The organism is Mixta intestinalis (assembly GCF_009914055.1).
GTDB classification, from domain to species: domain Bacteria; phylum Pseudomonadota; class Gammaproteobacteria; order Enterobacterales; family Enterobacteriaceae; genus Mixta; species Mixta intestinalis.
Genome location: NZ_CP028271.1, coordinates 1017113 through 1033943, shown reverse-complemented (window position 1 = coordinate 1033943; position 16831 = coordinate 1017113). Strand labels below are relative to the sequence as shown.

The following is a 16831-nucleotide window of genomic DNA, read 5'->3' as shown; positions in this document are numbered from 1 at the left end:
GTTTTAATTCTGTAACGCTAACAGCGTTACTATTTGCGCGAATTGACGTTGCAACCTTGCTTCCCTTTAACCCGTTTCAGCGGTCTGGCATATGTTTTAGCGATAGCAATACAGCTTGCTATTGTTGCGTTGGGTCTGCTCATATAATGATCTGCCCCGCGAAATGCTGCTGAACGAGCAATATCGACAGAGAATCCATCACGAACCAGGTGATCGCGGATCTGCGTCTCGACCTGTTCTCTCGTAAAATTAGCCATTGGTCATACCTCGTTGTCACCAGCAGTAAATACCGCCAGATGGTCTCTTTCTCAGCACATGCAATGCCTCAATTGCATCGCTGATTTCCTTATCAACATCCGGTAGTTCCAGCAATGCCGCGCTAATCGCCTCAGCGCATTCTTTTTGCGCCAGTGCTACCTGATATTGGATCGTCCCGTTCCTGCGGTGCTCCAGTGCTTTAAGGATCGCGGGCTTCAACTCATCAATCTTCGCCCTCGCCTTCCGGCTATCGCCATCAAGCCAACGGAAGATGTTCTGCATGTTGTTGTGTGTTGCACCAGGGGCTTCTACCGGATACAGAGGTAAATCCCCACCGCCGAGATCGAAATAACACTGGGTTATCTCAGCCGCTACCGTTTCCCGTTTTGTTGCACTGGCCCAACGGCGTAGCTCAATGCAAATGGCTTCATGATTGATTTCCATAAGTCAGTTTTTATGCTCCTGCTGGTGTACTCTGATGATCTGGTGGTAGGCCATCAGTTGGATTTGGGTACAGATCGGGACGAAGCTCATGTGGAGTAATACCGGAAATACGGTACACCTCTAATACACGGCCAGGTGGTACATTGCCTTTGTACTTGTTCTTCCATCTACCAACTGACTGCTCGGTAATGTTCAATCTCTCAGCAAATAACCGAGCGGATCCTGCGGAATCAATGGCTCGTTCTAAAGCATTCTTGGTCATATCTAAACCTCTGTATTAAACGACACTCAAATTAAGCCATAAGCTTAATAAAAAATCAAGCCTGTGGGTTATTTTTATTACTAAGCCTTTGGTTTATACTTTTGATATGAAAAAAGAAATAGATGAAAAGACCCCGCCCTTAGCAGCGCGGCTCCATCAACTGATGAAAAAGACAGGGGTAAACAAATCTGCCCTTGCTCGTATTTGTGGTGTGACGCCTCAGTCCGCAGGAAAGTGGTTTAAGAACGGTAGTATCAGTAAAGAATCAGCTAAAAAAATTGCTGAGGCATTCGGCGTATCACTATCCTGGCTGTTAGGTGATGAAGTAGATGTCGGAGAGGTTTTGCTTGATGATGATTTTCAACCGTTAGTATTAACAGAGCGTCAAAAGCTACTTATAACTCTTTTTGAAAGGCTTCCAGAAAGCGCTAAAGATAACCAAATCGCAGCCTTGCAAGAGATGGTTAAAAATTATGACAGTCTTTTCAATGAGTTATTGAAAAACAGAAAGCTTGATGAAATCATACAGGCCAAAAAAGAAAAATAACTAGCTTTTATCAACATGAACGACCGGCTTATGCCGGTTTTTTTTCGCCTAAATATCATTGAGTTAACCCTATAGCTTAAAATTTATTAACCCAATGACTTGATAGACCATTAAGCCTATGGTTTAATTCAACCCATCAACGGCAAGCAGCCAACGCGATAAGGCAAGGAAAGCCCACGAAGTAGCTACCGGCGAGCGTATGAAACACCGGGTGAATCGCGAGAAATACGGCACAGCAGGCTGATATGGGTAAAAGTTCTGACACCCCGGAAAGACGGGCGAGGTATGACCAATGTTAAAAATGTGCGGAGGATTTATGAGTAATGAAGAACTGAAACACGTTATCGCACTTCTTCTGGAAGACGCAAAGCGCCTACAGAAAATTGAACCAAATGCAGGCACCGAAGCCCGCATCTGGATTGCTAAAGAGGCTCTTAGTTCAGAAAATGTACTTCTTCTGGAGAGTAAATCAAATCTGATCAATGAGATCCAGTTGCGTCTGGAATCGGTAGACCGCGCAATAGCCGATAAACTATCTCTTCAACCTGCTGGCTATAATCGTACATTTCCTGAGACTGTTCAGTAACAGGAATTGAGAAATCATTCAGTAACTTTTCCGTCATGGTGAGGGCTGAAGTACGCTGAACCGGGGAAAGTGAAATAAAGATACCTGAAAATACAAGTTTCACTGCTGTTTCAAGCGGAGTTGGCATTGCAGACTGATTCATGACTTTTCCTTATCTGGTTTGAACTCCGATAAGGATACCACGCGCCGGGCGTGGCTAAAATTCCCGGCATATTCTATACAAATTTAGCCGACTGTGGTGACGGAGAACCGACCGCTTATCGCTGTGTGCATAAAGTCCATGATTACCGCCCACAGTTAGCTAAATACCCAGGCAACGAGGTATGACCAATGGCAAGTATTATTCCTAACAGTGGTAAACAGGTTCAATTACGTAACAACCGTACTGGATCCGTGTGGCTCGGATCTTATAACTACATAAATCAGCGTTATCACTTTCAGCCTGTAGGCAATGTAAAAGCTGTAAGGCGTGAATTTGAATCAATGCATATTCCCAAAGAATTTGAGCTTGCAGGAACACATTAAAATCCCAACACCAGGGGAATATATGCAACAACTATTATTCGCATTAGTTGTAACAGTATGTCCTGCGCATGAAACATGCAAAGACGTTATTTATGAAATTTATGATTCTAAGCAGGAGTGTGAAAAGGTTATTTATGAGAGGCGTATTTTTAACGGCAACTGTTACGAAGTAGAAAGCATCATCCATCAGAAATAAACCCCTCTTACATTTTCATGGGCGTTAATGTGTGAGGCTTTATAAACACGAATACATACAGGAATAAAGATATGTTTGAACTTGATGAATTTCAATCAACTGTATTACGTCAATTTATCGATTCCCAATGGAGTGATTTTGTCAAACATTGTGATGAGGTAGGCAACGATGGGCTATCACTCGCTAACGAAATTAGCGTAGCGATTGGCGGCGAGGAAGAGTAGCCGTAAAAAGGCCCGCACAAAGCGGGCCAGTCTACCGGCTTAACGTCCCGGTGACGGCGGAGTCAGCGACCAAACCGACTCCAGCGAGGTATGACCAATGGCTTCCACCATTGGACTCAGGGAGTATAACACTACGAGGTAATCATGCAAACAACCCTTCCATCATCAATCAACAAGGTATTATTCATTGCAGCACAAAAATATTCCTGGGAAGATAATTTCAGCATCAGGGTTTTAGATTATGAACCAATAAGCAATGACAATGTAGCAACTATTTTATTAACAACTCATGATTTATCAATTGACATACCATCTGTCGATTTAACACAAGGGGAAATTAATCATCTGGAGGAATCGAAAAGAAAAATACTTTCCGATGCACATGCAAAAGTACAGATAATTGAGGGAAAAATTCAATCCTTACGTTGCATTGAACATAAATAAGCGAGGAATGACCAATGGCATTATATATTTGTGGATTCATACCAAAGAAATCAGCCTTAGCCACCGGAACCGTGGCACTTGCTATTGCAGTTGAGGCTAAAAATGAAAAGCTGGCCGAGATGAAAGCCTCTGTAGCATTAGAAGAAAGTTTCCCTGACTCAGGAAATAACTACTTCAAACCTAAAATCAGTCTTTATCGTGACGGCATAGAGCATCCATCTGTTAATGAATTCGATGAAGAATGGATGTCAAATCACACATGGAATGAAGAAAATAAATGTTTTGATTTAATAGTAGCAGAAGATCCAAATAACAAAGAACCTGCCGTTATTTTCGATCTCCCTGCTGATGTGCGAATTGCCTATATCGTCATGTATGGCGCAGTGCCGGAAACTGTAAATCAGGAGTATTTGTCAAACGCCTACGACATGCTGAATGACGAAGAAGCACCGGAAGATATTCGCGCGGTGATAGATGGCCTTTGCCGCGTTACCGCCGTTAAAAATATGTTCCCTGCATCCGTTGATAATTTGCTTACCGCCCTCCGCGCCCGGACGCCACCGGATGATAACCCCGATGATGTGCAGGCGTTTGCTGAAAAATGGGTAGCAACAAGACCAGGAGAGCGGGAATCAACCGAGCGTCGTACCTACGACTTGCTTGATCTGGTAATAGCATTAGCGCTTAACGGCGTTAAACGCGCCGATGCCAAAGCTTCTGATGTGAAGAATGCCCGGGCGCTTATCAATGGCCGGGATCAGACCTGGCGAATGTGGAGCGCGTCTCTGCGGGTTATCGTAGACATTCTGGACGTCGATGATGAAACAATTTTCGAACTGGTATCCGCTGGTATGAAGTTCGATACGTTCGCTACTGATGCTGCTTTACGTAAGGAATACATTCGCAAATGCCTTACAGAACGCTGTGGTATGGTTTTTGAAGATACCATCCAACCCGTCCGTGGCGACGAGCAACAAGAAGTTGAGAGTACGCAGCAAACCACCTCAAATGAAGGGAAAAAAACGGAAGTACATAATTTGGGTGGTGGGAAATTCAGCATTGACGGCCTGATTGGTTCGAGCGCTGAACCAGCAAACGATACCAGCGCTCCAAATGATACAGAAAAACCAGTAACAGAGCATTCTAATGATCCAGTAAAAATACCGGAAGCTACCCCTGTGGTGGTTACTGCGCCTTGTGACATTGCTGCCGACAATTTCCAACAACGTGCGACACAGGTTGAAAAAGAAATTGCGGATCAACCGCAGGACATACAGGACAACCTCAGTCTTTGGCGCAAACTTCACAGAACCGACGAACGATTCACCAAAGCATTCGCAACGAATGGTGGCGGCACATCGATCAACGGTACCTATATGGTAATGCAAGCCACCAAGGTACTCGGCCCCCAAGGTATCAACTGGAAAATTGAGATTTTGGAAGAGCGTTTTGATAATGGCGCACCCATTATGCGCTCAGTTAAAGGTGCTGATGGAAATTTCGTAAAAGAAGTGATCCCTAATGGGGCTGGTGGCTACCTGACCGAAGTAAACCACACAACAAAAGTACGCCTGTGGTACGTGCTGGATGGTAAACAAGGCGAAATTTTTGCGTATGGCTGCACTCCCTATATTTACAACACAAAAAACGGCCTTATCAGCGATGGCGAAGCGCCAAAAAAATCACTCACAGACGCAACCAAAAAGGCACTTTCTCAGCTTGGCTCATCTGCTGATGTGTTTCTCGGCCTGTTTGACGATCAACAGTATCGCCAGGAAAACGCAGCTCAATTCGCCATCGAGAATGCCGGGGAAAAAGCCGGGGATACCGTACGTCTTCGTAAAGAACTGGACGAGAAAATCACCAAAGTCGCTAATACCATCGAAAGTGCCGTTACACCGAACGAAGCCAAGAAAGTGTATGAAACGATGGCGAGAGAAGTTGATGTCCATCGTAAGAATGCCGAGAGCACGGGCGATAGCCAGCATTCCGATTACCTGAAAAAACGTCTTCTCAGTCTTCACAAACTGACCGAGAAGCGCATTGCAGAACTGGAGGCGCAATCATGAGCACAGCAATTTCACTGGCAGCAGACATCCGTAAATTATTCGAACTGTCCCAGGAATCTGACGAACTGACGCCTGAAATGCTGGCTGATACCTTTGAGGGTCTTGAGGGTGCGCTGGCCGATAAACTTGATGGCATGATGGGATTAATGCGTGAGTACGAAGGACAAGCTGCAACTTGCAAGGCAGAGCGTGAGCGAATCGCTCAACGCGAGAAACACTTCAGTACCTATGCAGCCAGCCTTAAAAAATACGCTCTGCAATGTCTGATCGCCGCTGATAAGAAATCGTTAAAAACTGATTTCAATACCTTCTCCGTTAAACCGGGTTCAGTCAGTGTGATTATCGACAACCAAAACGCTATCCCTGATGAGTATGTCGATGTGGCAACCGTTGTTGCCCCGGATAAAGCCAAAATAAAAAAAGCGATCAAGGAGGGTATAGAAATTCCCGGTGCTCATCTTGAAACCGGATCACCTTCACTCGCAGTTCGCTAACTGATTTTTAAAAATCAAAACCACACCGGCCAGCGCTTTAACCTGTTGGCCGGTCGTATCGAGGTATGACCAATGGCCAGAATGGTTAGCTTAGAAGATTGGGCTAAAGATGAGTTTGGCGATAAAGCCCCTAGCCTACGCACTTTAAAACACTATGCCAAAGGCAGAATGATGGCACCACCAGCCGTGAAAGTTGGTAAAGAATGGATGATTGATCGTGATGCTCGTTTTACCGGCATTTTAGCAGCCCCGAAAATAGCACCAAACGCTAACCCTAGATTGAGAAGGATTATCGAAGATGGCTGCAAGACCACGAACCCATAACATAACGATCCCGAACCTGTACGCCAAACTTGATAAACGTACGGGCCGTGTGTACTGGCAGTATAAGCACCCTATCAGCGGAAAATTCCACAGCTTAGGCACTAACGAAGAGGAAGCAAAGCAAGTCGCCTGTGAAGCAAACGACATCATTGCCGAACAGCGCACACGTCAGATCCTGAGCGTTAACGAGAAAATTGCCCGAATGCGGGAATCAAGAGAATTTATCACCGTCACAACCTGGCTGGATCGTTACCTTGAAATCCAGCAGGAACGCCTTGATACAGGCGAAATAAAAATCAACTCAGTTAAACAAAAGAAGAAGCCTGTCGAATTATTGCGCCAACATTCAGGGATGCTTTATCTGAAAGATGTTACTGCGCTGGAAGTAGCAGAAATCATTGATGCCGTGAAAGCACGGGGGCATAACCGTATGGCTCAGGTCGTCAGGATGGCTATTATTGACGTTTTCAAAGAGGCGCAACACGCCGGACACGTGCCGCCAGGCTACAACCCGGCACAGGCAACAAAACAACCTCGAAACAGAGTGACACGCCAGCGCTTGTCGCTTGATGAGTGGAAAACCATTTATGCCGCCGCTGAACAACATCCGCCCTACCTCCAGTGTGCAATGCTATTGGCTTTAGTGACTGGCCAGCGGATAGGTGACATTTCTAATATGAAGTTTTCTGATATCTGGGGCGACATGCTGCACGTTACCCAGGAGAAAACCGGTTCACGTCTGGCTATCCCGCTGGATCTGACCTGTGGGGCGATCAATATTTCACTGAGGGAAGTCGTGGCTAAGTGTCGGGATGCGGTACTAAGCCAGTATCTGGTACATTTTCGACACACCACATCACAGGCGGTTCGGGGAGACAGGGTTTCGGCTAATTCCATCACAACCACATTCAAAAAGGCCAGGAACCGGTGCGGCATAACGTGGCCGGAGGGAACCGCGCCAACGTTCCATGAACAACGTTCTCTGTCTGAACGTCTGTATCGGGAACAAGGACTGGAGACGCAAAAACTGCTGGGCCATAAATCACAAAAAATGACGGATAAATATAACGATGATCGAGGGAAAGAGTGGATGGTAATCGCAGTTTAAACCGTACTTTTTTTATACAGTTTTGGGGAAGAGTTTTGGGGAAGTTTTGGGGAAAGATTAGGAGATCAAAAGGCCAACATAAAATTAACAATTTATGTTGGCTGTATGTTAACAAAAATACTTACATGTGCTTAACGATGGCGTCGCCAAACTCTGAACATTTCAGCAGCTTAGCGCCTTCCATCAGACGTTCAAAGTCATAGGTTACGGTTTTAGCGGCAATCGCACCTTCCATACCTTTAACAATTAAGTCGGCGGCTTCTGTCCAACCCATATGACGCAGCATCATCTCTGCGGAGAGAATAACGGAACCAGGGTTTACTTTGTCCTGACCCGCATACTTCGGCGCGGTGCCGTGCGTGGCCTCGAACAGTGCACATTCGTCACCGATGTTGGCACCCGGCGCGATACCGATACCACCAACCTGCGCCGCCAGGGCGTCGGAAATGTAGTCACCGTTCAGGTTCATACAGGCGATAACGTCGTACTCTGCCGGACGCAGCAGGATCTGTTGCAGGAAGGCGTCGGCGATCACGTCTTTCACGACGATCTCTTTGCCGGTATTCGGGTTCTTGATTTTCACCCACGGGCCGCCGTCCAGCAGCTCGCCACCGAACTCTTCACGCGCCAGCTGGTAACCCCAGTCTTTAAAGGCACCTTCAGTGAACTTCATGATGTTGCCTTTGTGCACCAGCGTGACAGAATCGCGATCGTTGGTGATAGCGTATTCAATCGCCGCACGCACCAGACGTTTAGTGCCCTCTTCCGAGCAAGGCTTCACGCCGATACCACACTGCTGCGGGAAGCGAATTTTGCTAACGCCCATTTCTTCACGCAGGAACTTGATCACTTTATCCGCTTCCGGCGTACCCGCTTTCCACTCAATGCCCGCATAGATATCTTCACTGTTTTCACGGAAGATAACCATATCGGTATCCTGCGGACGCTTCACCGGGCTTGGCGTGCCCTGATAGTAGCGTACCGGACGCAGGCAGATGTAAAGGTCCAGCTGCTGGCGTAGTGCAACGTTCAGAGAACGAATACCGCCGCCAACCGGGGTCGTCAGCGGGCCTTTAATGGCAACGCGATAATCCTTAATCAGGTCAAGGGTTTCTTCCGGCAGCCATACGTCCGGGCCATACACCTGAGTAGACTTCTCACCGGTGTAAATTTCCATCCAGGAAATTTTTCGCTCGCCGCTGTAGGCTTTTTTCACGGCGGCATCAACCACTTTGATCATCACTGGCGATACGTCCACGCCAATGCCGTCACCTTCGATATAAGGGATGATCGGATTAGCAGGCACAACCAGTTTGCCCTGATCGTCAAGAGTGATTTTCTGACCTTCCGCCGGAACAACTACTTTGCTTTCCATTAACCTCTCCTTCGAGCGCTTTTTTGTTAATGATTTGTAAGATGCGCGTCAATACTACTTGAATATTGCCGCCACGCCAATCATCTCAATTTCGGGTTATAATGCGCCCATTAACCTTAAGTGCAAAGCCTATGTGTAAAACTGTCGTTAAGAAACACAACGTTAAACGATTCAGCCGCGCCTCTGCATCCCCTGCCGTACGCAAGGGACCGCGACGCGTGATTATTTTTAACAAACCCTATGACGTGCTGCCGCAGTTCACCGATGAGGCAGGCCGCGCCACGCTAAAAGATTATATTCCGGTTGGCGATGTTTACGCCGCAGGCCGTCTGGACCGCGACAGCGAAGGCCTGATGGTGTTGACCAACGACGGTGCGCTCCAGGCGAGGCTTACGCAGCCCGGCAAACGCACCGGAAAAATTTATTACGTTCAGGTCGAAGGCGAGCCGGATGAAGCGGCGCTCAATACCCTGCGAAATGGCGTTAATCTGAAAGATGGCCCGACTCTGCCCGCCGGGGTGGAAAAAGTTTCAGAACCGGCGTGGCTCTGGCCGCGCCAGCCGCCGATCCGCGAGCGCAAATCGATTCCGGTCAGCTGGCTGAAAATCACGTTGTATGAAGGACGCAACCGCCAGGTACGGCGTATGACCGCGCATGTCGGTTATCCGACGCTGCGTCTGATCCGCTACGGCATGGCCTCACTGACGCTGGACGGGCTGGCGCAGGGTGAATGGCGCGACGTCAGCGACGCATTTTAATCTGATAAGGAGCAGCGGATGTATAAACCCCATGTCACCGTCGCCTGTATGGTGCAGGCGGAAGGCGAACTGCTGGTGGTGGAAGAAACCATCAATGGGAAGGCCACCTGGAATCAGCCCGCCGGTCATCTGGAGGCGGAAGAGAGTCTGTTGCAGGCGGCGAGCCGCGAGCTGAACGAAGAAACCGGCATCCAGGCTGAGATGGAACATTTTCTCGGCGTACAGCAGTGGACCGCACCCGATAATACGCCCTTTATCCGCTTTCTGTTTGCTGTCGATCTGCCCAGCCGACAGGCTACTGAGCCACAGGACAGCGATATCGATCGCTGCTGGTGGCTGCCGCCACAGCAGATTTTGGTTGCGGAAAATCTGCGTTCGCCGCTGGTGGCGGAGAGCGTGCATATCTGGCAAAGCGGCACGCGTTATCCCTTGTCGCTGTTGCGCTTTTATCGATAATGGCCTTCCGCTGGTGCAAGGCGCGCTGCGGGGATGCGCCCCCGGCTGACGCGTGCTAGAATACGCCGCCTGTTTTTGTTCCTTGTCGTGAGTGTGTCATGTCTGACAACAGCCAGAAAAAAGTGATCGTCGGGATGTCCGGCGGCGTTGATTCCTCCGTTTCCGCCTGGTTACTGCAACAGCAGGGCTATCAGGTGGAAGGTTTATTTATGAAAAACTGGGAGGAGGACGACGGCGAAGAGTACTGTACCGCCGCAGACGATTTGGCCGATGCCCAGGCGGTTTGCGACAAACTCGGTATGAAACTGCATAAAGTTAACTTTGCCGCCGAATACTGGGATAACGTTTTCGAACATTTCCTTGCCGAATATAAGGCGGGCCGTACGCCGAACCCGGATATTCTCTGCAATAAAGAGATCAAATTTAAAGCTTTCCTCGAGTTCGCGGCCGAAGATCTTGGCGCTGACTATATCGCTACCGGCCACTATGTGCGCCGCCAGGACAGCAATGGCCGCAGCCAGCTGCTGCGCGGCCTCGATGGTAATAAAGATCAGAGCTACTTCCTTTACACGCTCAGCCACCAGCAGATCGCCCAGAGCCTGTTTCCGGTCGGCGAGCTTGCCAAACCGGAAGTCCGCCGCATCGCCGAAGAGCTGGAGCTGGTGACGGCGAAGAAGAAAGATTCCACCGGTATCTGCTTTATCGGCGAACGTAAATTCCGTGATTTCCTCGGACGCTATCTGCCCGCCCAGCCAGGACCGATTGTCACCGTCGACGGCCTGACGGTTGGCGAGCATCAGGGGCTGATGTATCACACGCTGGGCCAGCGCAAAGGGCTGGGGATCGGCGGCATGAAAGAGAGCAATGACGATCCCTGGTACGTGGTGGATAAAGATGTTGCCAACAACCGATTGATTGTCGCCCAGGGAGCCGATCATCCGCGCCTGATGTCCGTAGGGCTTATTGCCCAACAGCTGCACTGGGTCGATCGTGAAACGCTCCGTGCGCCGCTGTCGTGCGTGGTGAAAACCCGCTACCGTCAGGAAGATATTCCCTGTGTGATAACCCCGCTGGATGACGATCGCATTGAGGTTCGCTTTGAGCAACCGGTGGCCGCCGTCACGCCAGGTCAGTCTGCGGTGTTCTATCTGGGCGAAGTTTGCCTCGGTGGCGGCATTATTGAGCAGCGCCTGCCGCTGGTTCAGGCATAACAGCGCGTGCGGCTTACGACGAGTATACAGGAGTAACCGTGGCTAAAAATTATTATGACATCACCCTCGCGCTGGCCGGTATTTGCCAGGCTGCGCATCTGGCACATCAGCTGGCCCATCAGGGCCAGTGTGATACGCCATCGTTGCGTACCTCTCTGGGCAGCCTGCTCGACTTAAACCCCTCTTCCACCCTTGCCGTTTATGGCAACGACGAAGCGCACCTGCGCCTCGGCCTTGAGACGCTGCTGGCGGTGTTGGGCAATCCCAGCCGCCAGGGGGCAGGCGCTGAACTGACGCGCTACACCCTGAGCCTGATGGTACTGGAGCGCAAGCTAAACGCCAGTCAGTCGGCGTTGGATACCCTGGCCCAGCGTATCACTCAGCTCGACCGCCAGCTGGCGCATTACGAGCTCGAGTCTGAAACCATTGTCGCTGCGATGGCCGGGATCTACGTCGATGTGATCAGTCCGCTCGGCCCGCGCATTCAGGTGACAGGCTCACCTGCGGTGTTGCAAAACAGCCAGGTGCAGAGCAAAGTGCGCGCGGTGCTGTTGGCAGGCATTCGCTCAGCGGTGCTCTGGCAGCAGGTTGGCGGTGGACGTCTGCAGTTAATGTTTTTCCGAAGTCGCCTGCTGCGCGAGGCGAAACGTATTTTAGCCGGTATGCAGTCGGCCTGATCGGGCCGATATGCACCAGACCTTTAGTTAACGATCCAGGAGTTGCTCTGATGGAATTATCCTCTCTGACCGCCGTCTCACCCGTCGATGGTCGTTACGGCGAAAAAGTCAGCCCGCTGCGCGGCATCTTCAGCGAGTATGGCCTGCTGAAGTTTCGCGTTCAGGTTGAAGTTCGCTGGTTACAAAAACTGGCCGCGACCGCAGAGATCAAGGAAGTTCCTGCTTTTGACGCCGACGCAAACGCTTTCCTTGATGCGATCGTCGCCAATTTCAATGAAGATGACGCCGCGCGTATTAAAACCATCGAACGCACCACGAATCACGACGTCAAGGCGGTGGAGTATTTCCTGAAGGAAAAAGTGGCAACGGTACCGGCGCTACATGCGGTGTCTGAATTTATCCACTTCGCCTGCACCTCTGAAGATATCAATAACCTGTCGCATGCGCTGATGCTGGATACCGCTCGCCGCGACGTGATCCTGCCTTACTGGACACAGCTGATCGATGCCGTTCAGGATCTGGCGCAGCAGTATCGCGATATTCCGCTGCTGTCACGCACTCACGGTCAGCCTGCCACACCTTCGACCATGGGCAAAGAGATGGCAAACGTGGCCTATCGTATGGCGCGCCAGCTGCGTCAGCTGGAGCAGGTTGAAATCCTGGGCAAAATTAACGGCGCGGTAGGTAATTATAACGCGCACCTTGCCGCCTATCCTGAAGTGGACTGGCATCAGCTGAGCGAATCTTTCGTAACTTCGCTGGGTATTCAGTGGAACCCCTACACTACTCAGATTGAGCCGCACGACTATATCGCCGAGCTGTTTGACTGCGTCGCACGTTTTAACACCATCCTGATCGATTTCGATCGCGATATCTGGGGTTACATCGCCCTGAACCACTTTAAACAGCGCACCGTAGCCGGTGAAATCGGCTCTTCCACCATGCCGCACAAGGTAAACCCGATCGACTTCGAAAACTCCGAAGGCAACCTCGGCCTGGCGAACGCGGTGATGCAGCATCTGGCGAGCAAGCTGCCGATATCGCGCTGGCAGCGCGATCTTACTGACTCCACCGTGCTGCGTAACCTCGGCGTCGGCCTGGGCTATGCGCTGATCGCCTGGCAATCCACACTGAAGGGCATCAACAAACTGGAGATCAACCGCGATCGCCTGCTGGCAGAGCTGGATCAGAACTGGGAAGTGCTGGCGGAGCCGATCCAGACCGTAATGCGTCGCTATGGCATTGAAAAACCTTATGAAAAGCTGAAAGAGCTGACGCGCGGCAAACGCGTGGACGCCGCCGGTATGCAGGCCTTTATCGACGGCCTGGCGCTGCCGGAGGAGGAAAAAACGCGGCTTAAGCAAATGACGCCCGCCAACTATCTGGGCCGCGCGGTGCAGATGGTAGACGATCTGAAGTAAGTCGCTTTCCCGGACGAGCGGATAGCCTCCGTCGTCCGGGATTGTCGTTGTGTTAACGCCCGGTTTATCTGCCTTCCCCTATACTCAGCGCTGGGTTATTTGTAAAGGAAAAGACTATGCGCGTTTTGGTTGTCGAAGATAACGCCCTGCTGCGTCACCACCTTTCCGTACAGCTGCGAGAGATGGGTCATCAGGTTGATGCGGCGGAAGATGCAAAAGAAGCGGACTATTTTCTGACCGAACACTCTCCCGATATTACGTTAGTCGATCTCGGCCTGCCGGATGAAGATGGCATGACGCTGATTCGCCGCTGGCGTAGTCAGGACGTAAAGCAGCCGATTCTGGTGCTCACCGCACGCGAAGGCTGGCAGGCAAAGGTGGAAGCGCTGGAGGCGGGTGCCGACGATTACGTAACCAAACCCTTTCATATTGAAGAAGTCGTGGCGCGGATGCAGGCGCTGATGCGTCGCAACAGCGGTCTGGCATCACAGATTATTACGCTGCCGCCGTTCCAGATCGATCTCTCGCGCCGTGAGCTATCGATCCATGAGCAGCAGATCAAGCTGACCGCCTTCGAATACACCATTATTGAAACCCTGATTCGCAACGTTGGCAAAGTGGTCAGCAAGGATTCGCTGATGCTCCAGCTCTACCCGGACGCCGAGCTGCGCGAAAGCCATACTATTGATGTGCTAATGGGGCGTCTGCGTAAAAAAATCCAGGCCGTGCATCCGCAGGAGGTGATTACCACCGTACGCGGACAAGGCTACCGATTCGATATTTAAGCCTTGAAGCGTTTTCTGCAAAGCCATCGCCCTTTTTCACTGCGCGCCCGTTTTCTGCTGGCGACTGCCGCCGTGGTGCTGGTGCTATCTCTTTCCTACGGCATGGTGGCCGTGGTCGGCTACATGGTCAGCTTCGACAAAACCACCTATCGTGTTATGCGCGGCGAAAGCAATCTGTTTTATACCCTGGCCCAGTGGCACGATAATCATTTGACCATCGCCCAGCCGGAGCAGATGACGCTGAATTCACCGACGCTGGTTTTTATCTATGACGAGCGCGGCAGGCTGCTGTGGCAACAGCGCGACGTGCCGGAAATCCGCCAGAAGATCAGGCCAGAATGGCTGAAAAAGCCCGACTTTTACGAAATTGATACCAATAATCAAACCAGCCGCGAGGCGTTAGGTGACGATGCCGCTGCACAGAGCAAGCTATACGATTATGACAATAACGGTGACGATACGTTTACCCATTCGGTAGCGGTCAATCGCTATGACGCCACCACCACCTTACCGGCATTGACCGTGGTAGTGGTGGATTCGATTCCACAAGAGCTACAGCACTCCGATGTGGTCTGGGCATGGTTCAGCTACGTGGTATTAGTCAATCTGCTTTTAGTGATCCCGCTGCTCTGGCTGGCGGCCCACTGGAGTTTGCGCCCCATCGGTACGCTGGCGGGGCAAATTCGCGAGCTGGAAAGCAGCCAGCGCGAGGCGCTCGATCCCAATCCGCCGCAGGAGCTACGCAGCCTGGTACGTAACCTTAACCTGCTGCTGGAAAATGAACGCCAGCGCTATACGCGCTATCGCACCACGCTTTCCGATCTGACCCACAGCCTGAAAACGCCGCTGGCGGTGCTACAAAGTACGCTGCGATCGCTACGCGGCGGCAAAAACTTTTCTGTCGAGCAGGCGGAGCCGATTATGCTGGAACAGATTAGCCGCATTTCGCAGCAGATTGGTTACTACCTGCATCGCGCCAGTATGCAGGCGGATCACAACCCGCTGAAACGGGAACTGCATTCGGTTTCCGCGCTGCTGGACAGCCTCTGCTCGGCGCTGAACAAGGTTTACCAACGCAAGGGCGTCTCCCTGACGCTCGATGTCTCGCCGGAGATCACTTTCGTTGGCGATCAGAACGACTTTATGGAAGTAATGGGCAACGTGCTGGATAACGCCTGTAAATATTGCCTTGAGTTTGTGGAAATCAGCGCGCAGCAGACCGATGCCAGCCTGCAACTGATCGTCGAAGATGACGGGCCGGGTATTCCGGAAAGCAAGCGGGAGCTGATCTTCCTGCGCGGCCAGCGCGCTGATACGCTGCGCCCCGGACAGGGGCTGGGGCTGGCCGTGGCGCGCGATATCCTTGAACAGTATGCGGGCGATATTGAAGCCGGTACCAGCCCGCTCGGCGGCGCCCGCATGAAAGTTATTTTCCAGCGTCAGGAAGTAGAACATAACCTTGAGTAGAACCGCATCGCCGCTGTTATACTTGGTGCAACTTATTGCCTGAACCGGACAACCTTATGGATTATCAGCTCGATCTTAACTGGAATGATTTTTTACAAACCTACTGGCAAAAACGTCCGGTAATCCTGAAACGCGGCTTTAAAAATTTTATCGATCCTATCTCGCCCGATGAACTGGCGGGGCTGGCAATGGAAAACGAGGTGGACAGCCGCCTGGTCAGCCAGCAGGATGGTAAATGGCAGGTAAGCCACGGCCCGTTTGAGAGCTACGATCATCTCGGCGAGCATAACTGGTCGCTGCTGGTGCAGGCGGTCGATCACTGGCACGAATCCGCCGCTAAGCTGATGCGTCCGTTCCGCGTCCTGCCCGACTGGCGCGTTGACGATCTGATGATCTCCTTTTCTGTACCCGGCGGCGGCGTTGGCCCACATCTCGATCAGTATGATGTTTTCATTATTCAGGGTACCGGTCGTCGTCGCTGGCGCGTCGGTGAGAAAGTGGCGCTGAAGCAGCACTGCCCGCATCCCGATCTGCTGCAGGTCGAGCCGTTTGACGCCATTATTGATGAAGAGATGGAGCCGGGCGATATTCTTTATATTCCGCCGGGTTTTCCGCACGAAGGCTATTCGCTGGAAAACGCGCTTAACTATTCGGTCGGCTTCCGTGCGCCCAGCGGGCGTGAGTTGATCAGCGGCTTCGCCGATTTTGTGCTGGCGCGCGAGCTGGGCAGCCGCCGCTACAGCGATCCAGACATTGCCGCTCGCGCCTGTCCGGCCGATATCCTGCCGCAGGAGATCGACGGCATTCGGCAGCTGATGCTGGAAGTGATCGATCAGCCGGAGCAGTTCCGCCAGTGGTTCGGTGAGTTTATCTCACAGTCGCGTCATGAGCTGGATATTGCGCCGCCGGAGCCGCCTTATCAGCCTGACGAAATTTATGATGCGCTTCAGCAGGGCGATCGGCTGGTACGCCTCGGCGGTCTGCGCGTGCTGAAAATCGGTAACGCGGTATTTATCAACGGCGAGCAGCTCGAATCAGCCCATCCTGCCGCGCTGGAGGCGCTGGCCGACAAACAGACGCTGGAACTGAACGATTTTGCGGACGCGCTTGACGATCCCGCCTTCCTTGCACAGCTGGCAGAACTGGTAAACAGCGGTTACTGGTTCTTCAACGACGCATAATTCTGTGGCGGCTGGCGCA

General features: G+C 51.3%; 22 protein-coding genes. 18 read left to right on the top strand and 4 right to left on the bottom strand.

Annotated elements, in window-relative coordinates; all coding sequences use genetic code 11:
- Nucleotides 1-29: 29 nt before the first annotated feature.
- From C7M51_RS04820 to C7M51_RS04810, 3 genes are read right to left on the bottom strand one after another with little or no spacing between them, the layout of a single operon-like run.
- Nucleotides 30-257 carry a cell envelope biogenesis protein OmpA gene (locus tag C7M51_RS04820; RefSeq protein ID WP_099707667.1) on the bottom strand — a complete coding sequence of 76 codons (228 nt, stop codon included), beginning with the start codon at nt 255-257 and terminating at the stop codon, nt 30-32.
- Nucleotides 258-273: 16 nt separating this feature from the next.
- Nucleotides 274-702: a toxin YdaT family protein gene (locus C7M51_RS04815; protein ID WP_160620744.1), complete on the bottom strand. Its 429-nt coding sequence runs from the start codon at nt 700-702 to the stop codon at nt 274-276.
- Between the two features lie 10 nt (nt 703-712).
- The gene (locus C7M51_RS04810; protein WP_160620743.1) at nt 713-964 is read right to left on the bottom strand and encodes a transcriptional regulator; all 252 of its coding nucleotides are present in this window, start codon (nt 962-964) and stop codon (nt 713-715) included.
- 106 nt (nt 965-1070) lie between these two features.
- Here C7M51_RS04810 and C7M51_RS04805 point away from each other — a divergent pair, with 106 nt between their 5' ends.
- The 10 genes from C7M51_RS04805 to C7M51_RS04760 all read left to right on the top strand — a co-directional run bounded on the left by C7M51_RS04805 (nt 1071) and on the right by C7M51_RS04760 (nt 7481).
- Entirely contained in the window at nt 1071-1511 is a 441-nt protein-coding gene (locus tag C7M51_RS04805) for a helix-turn-helix domain-containing protein (RefSeq protein WP_160620742.1), read from the top strand.
- Between the two features lie 316 nt (nt 1512-1827).
- The gene (locus C7M51_RS04800; protein ID WP_160620741.1) at nt 1828-2097 is read left to right on the top strand and encodes a hypothetical protein; all 270 of its coding nucleotides are present in this window, start codon (nt 1828-1830) and stop codon (nt 2095-2097) included.
- Nucleotides 2098-2427: 330 nt separating this feature from the next.
- Nucleotides 2428-2622, top strand: a complete 195-nt coding sequence (locus C7M51_RS04795) for a hypothetical protein (protein ID WP_160620740.1) — start codon at nt 2428-2430, stop codon at nt 2620-2622.
- Between the two features lie 22 nt (nt 2623-2644).
- Entirely contained in the window at nt 2645-2818 is a 174-nt protein-coding gene (locus C7M51_RS04790; protein WP_160620739.1) for a DUF1482 family protein, read from the top strand.
- A gap of 71 nt (nt 2819-2889) precedes the next feature.
- The gene (locus tag C7M51_RS04785) at nt 2890-3042 is read left to right on the top strand and encodes a hypothetical protein (RefSeq protein ID WP_158233136.1); all 153 of its coding nucleotides are present in this window, start codon (nt 2890-2892) and stop codon (nt 3040-3042) included.
- Nucleotides 3043-3186: 144 nt separating this feature from the next.
- On the top strand, nt 3187-3486 hold the full coding sequence (locus C7M51_RS04780; protein ID WP_160620738.1) for a hypothetical protein: 300 nt from the start codon (nt 3187-3189) through the stop codon (nt 3484-3486).
- A 14-nt stretch (nt 3487-3500) separates the two neighbouring features.
- Nucleotides 3501-5555, top strand: coding sequence for a hypothetical protein (locus tag C7M51_RS04775; protein WP_160620737.1), 2055 nt, complete (start codon nt 3501-3503; stop codon nt 5553-5555).
- Nucleotides 5552-6049: a siphovirus Gp157 family protein gene (locus C7M51_RS04770; RefSeq protein WP_160620736.1), complete on the top strand. Its 498-nt coding sequence runs from the start codon at nt 5552-5554 to the stop codon at nt 6047-6049. The genes C7M51_RS04775 and C7M51_RS04770 overlap by 4 nt, the downstream gene beginning before the upstream one ends.
- A gap of 72 nt (nt 6050-6121) precedes the next feature.
- The gene (locus C7M51_RS04765) at nt 6122-6373 is read left to right on the top strand and encodes an excisionase (protein ID WP_160620735.1); all 252 of its coding nucleotides are present in this window, start codon (nt 6122-6124) and stop codon (nt 6371-6373) included.
- Entirely contained in the window at nt 6348-7481 is a 1134-nt protein-coding gene (locus C7M51_RS04760) for a site-specific integrase (RefSeq protein WP_160620734.1), read from the top strand. Before C7M51_RS04765 ends, C7M51_RS04760 begins: the two co-directional genes overlap by 26 nt.
- 121 nt (nt 7482-7602) lie before the next feature.
- Here the strand turns inward: C7M51_RS04760 and icd are convergent, their stop codons facing one another.
- The gene (gene icd / locus C7M51_RS04755) at nt 7603-8856 is read right to left on the bottom strand and encodes an NADP-dependent isocitrate dehydrogenase (RefSeq protein ID WP_160620733.1); all 1254 of its coding nucleotides are present in this window, start codon (nt 8854-8856) and stop codon (nt 7603-7605) included.
- A 101-nt stretch (nt 8857-8957) separates the two neighbouring features.
- Between icd and rluE the strand changes: the two genes are divergently transcribed.
- From rluE to C7M51_RS04715, 8 genes are all read left to right on the top strand, one after another.
- The gene (gene rluE / locus C7M51_RS04750; RefSeq protein WP_160620732.1) at nt 8958-9614 is read left to right on the top strand and encodes a 23S rRNA pseudouridine(2457) synthase RluE; all 657 of its coding nucleotides are present in this window, start codon (nt 8958-8960) and stop codon (nt 9612-9614) included.
- Nucleotides 9615-9632: 18 nt separating this feature from the next.
- Complete coding sequence (locus C7M51_RS04745) at nt 9633-10070, top strand: NUDIX domain-containing protein (protein WP_160620731.1); 438 nt, start codon at nt 9633-9635, stop codon at nt 10068-10070.
- 98 nt (nt 10071-10168) lie between these two features.
- A complete protein-coding gene (gene mnmA, locus C7M51_RS04740) occupies nt 10169-11281 on the top strand; it encodes a tRNA 2-thiouridine(34) synthase MnmA (protein ID WP_160620730.1) in 1113 nt (370 codons plus the stop codon).
- Nucleotides 11282-11319: 38 nt separating this feature from the next.
- On the top strand, nt 11320-11958 hold the full coding sequence (gene hflD / locus C7M51_RS04735; protein ID WP_160620729.1) for a high frequency lysogenization protein HflD: 639 nt from the start codon (nt 11320-11322) through the stop codon (nt 11956-11958).
- 50 nt (nt 11959-12008) lie between these two features.
- Entirely contained in the window at nt 12009-13379 is a 1371-nt protein-coding gene (gene purB, locus C7M51_RS04730) for an adenylosuccinate lyase (RefSeq protein ID WP_160620728.1), read from the top strand.
- A 116-nt stretch (nt 13380-13495) separates the two neighbouring features.
- Nucleotides 13496-14164, top strand: a complete 669-nt coding sequence (phoP, locus tag C7M51_RS04725; protein WP_160620727.1) for a two-component system response regulator PhoP — start codon at nt 13496-13498, stop codon at nt 14162-14164.
- Between the two features lie 3 nt (nt 14165-14167).
- Nucleotides 14168-15631, top strand: a complete 1464-nt coding sequence (gene phoQ / locus C7M51_RS04720) for a two-component system sensor histidine kinase PhoQ (RefSeq protein ID WP_160620726.1) — start codon at nt 14168-14170, stop codon at nt 15629-15631.
- Between the two features lie 56 nt (nt 15632-15687).
- The gene (locus C7M51_RS04715; protein WP_160620725.1) at nt 15688-16812 is read left to right on the top strand and encodes a ribosomal protein uL16 3-hydroxylase; all 1125 of its coding nucleotides are present in this window, start codon (nt 15688-15690) and stop codon (nt 16810-16812) included.
- The last annotated feature ends 19 nt before the right edge of the window (nt 16813-16831 follow it).